Here is a 2096-nt window from a genome sequence, read left to right as displayed (position 1 = left end):
GTGAAATCAAGATCTTCGACGGGTTATCTAGTGAAAATAGTTAGGTTCCTGACGTCTTTTTTTTTTATTTTTTGCATAATTTTTTGTTTTACTCAACTTTCAATTTTTCACTATGAGAATAGTTAAAAAACCTTATTCTCTTAACTAATATTGAATTGCGAAGGTGGAAGTGAGTGCGTTAGTATTATGATGGTTCTAAACCTTTTGATAGTGAGTGGTTGCATCTATTTAATTAGACTATTTAACTCACTTAATTGGCCCATGGTGTCAATGCGTCTACCATCCAACTTTACTGCTACAGATATTGTATGCGAAGGAACCGAATACTCTCCGTTTATCAGCGAGGTTGTACCTTCACATTCGACTACAGAGTTCGATAGCGTACCAAATCCATTTTTAACTTGTGCCCCTTTGCCTAGTAGAGAGAAGGTGTAAAACTGTTCTGTCTTGTATTCCGCGTTTTTTTCTACATCAGAGGTGTATTCAACATCGAAGTAATTGATATTATCTACAGACCATCCACTAAATTTCGCGTAAGATGTCAACGCTTCAGACAATGACTTTGTACAAATTTCTTCAAATTTTTCTTGAGTGCTCATCATCATTTCTGGCTTACATCCCTGTAGTGAGATTACAAATGTAATTATGGAAAGAGCTTTAACAAATTTGATATGCTTGGTAGCGCTCAGAAACCTATTCCGCATTATCTTACGATTCCTTGTTTAGATAAATTAGCTTTCTCATCTTAAACACAATGAAATATTCACCGCAATAAGATTTTCACCAAAACTTATAATGCCCGTTTCTGACCAATGACGGAAATCTGGTGTCACAAGCCTGAACTTCTTCTGTTTGTCTGTTGACCCCTGCCAGTTCTCACTGTTGGGCAGTTCCATATCTAAAGATAAAAATCAAAGATTGATTCAGAAAATCAGGAACATAACTGTTTTTCTATGAGTGCAATAATACTAGGGTCTTTATATTCTCTTGCCAAATCTGCCATTGTCTTATTTTCAAAAGTTATTGATATATCAGCCCCCAACGTTAACGCAGAGTTAACTTTCCCCCAATTGCTGGTTAAAATTCCTTCCACTAACTTTCCTTCACTTGTATTTTTTAACTCAAAAGGTATCTTTTGGGCTTTAGGTTGCTCTTCCCGTTGGGGGAATTCGCTTATTTCAGGTTTATGCTTTTTGAGTAAAGTTTGAATACTTTCGTCTGAATGATTTTCAGCTAATTCATAAATTGTCATTTCATCTTTTTTTACTGAAAGATTCGCTCCTAGCATGATAGCTGAATTAACTTTACCCCAATTATTGGTTATAACTCCCTCAACTAACTTTTCTTCCGGTGAGCCTTTAACTATTGTGAGAGACTCATTTTCAGATAAGGGGGAAGCGCTTAGACTGTGACCACAAAACCTACATACTATTGCAGCTTTCTTGATGGTCTCAGCACAGAATGGGCAATTTTTTGTTTCTGGGATTGGATCTGGCTTGCTTGAGATGTTGCTTCGATTTGATATCGGTTGAATGCTCTCCGAAGAGTTAACTACTGGCTCATTCTTTCCAACAGCGAGTAATATAATTAAACTGATAATTGGCGAAATTATTAAAGATGCGAAAAACCAGCCTATCCCACTTCGATTCTGACTTGCAGCGAATAAGGCTAATAAAATTGAAAATATCAACCAAAAAAATATATACAACACGTCCATGCCCTTTTTTGATGCTTCTATAGTTACATTACAACTATTCGTTAGTGGTAGCAATGCCACTATTATCAGACGACTTTCCTCCTGACTCAGAACTATATTAAAGTATGCAAAGTCAAAAAGAATTCGGAGCTACTATCAAAGCGTAGCATCTTTCTATTTATAACTATCGGTTTATTATTGGACGCAAAAAGCTTGGCTAACGTCAATTTTAGCCAAGCTTTTTCCGCCCCTAAATCCGGCTTTGAACGTCCGCTTCTTGTCTGAAGCGGACTTGCGCAAAAGTTATGTCCAACGTCCGCTAAACGCTCATAGCTGTCTAAGGCTCTATTGTAACTTCAATATCATCAAAAAAAGTAAAGGTGAAGGACTGAATTAATAC

General features: G+C 36.6%; 2 protein-coding genes. Both read right to left on the bottom strand.

Going from position 1 to position 2096, the window contains the following annotated elements:
* Positions 1-224: 224 nt before the first annotated feature.
* Positions 225-605 (bottom strand): hypothetical protein, encoded by a 381-nt coding sequence (locus BIZ39_RS21355; protein ID WP_187448044.1) that lies wholly within the window; start codon positions 603-605, stop codon positions 225-227.
* A gap of 326 nt (positions 606-931) precedes the next feature.
* Positions 932-1711 carry a zinc ribbon domain-containing protein gene (locus BIZ39_RS21350; RefSeq protein WP_187448043.1) on the bottom strand — a complete coding sequence of 260 codons (780 nt, stop codon included), beginning with the start codon at positions 1709-1711 and terminating at the stop codon, positions 932-934.
* Positions 1712-2096 lie beyond the last annotated feature (385 nt).

It is taken from the genome of Alteromonas sp. BZK5, from assembly GCF_014349115.1.
Lineage (GTDB): Bacteria > Pseudomonadota > Gammaproteobacteria > Enterobacterales > Alteromonadaceae > Alteromonas > Alteromonas macleodii.
Note: the sequence above shows the minus strand (reverse complement) of the source record. Positions and strands in the feature narration are given on the sequence as shown.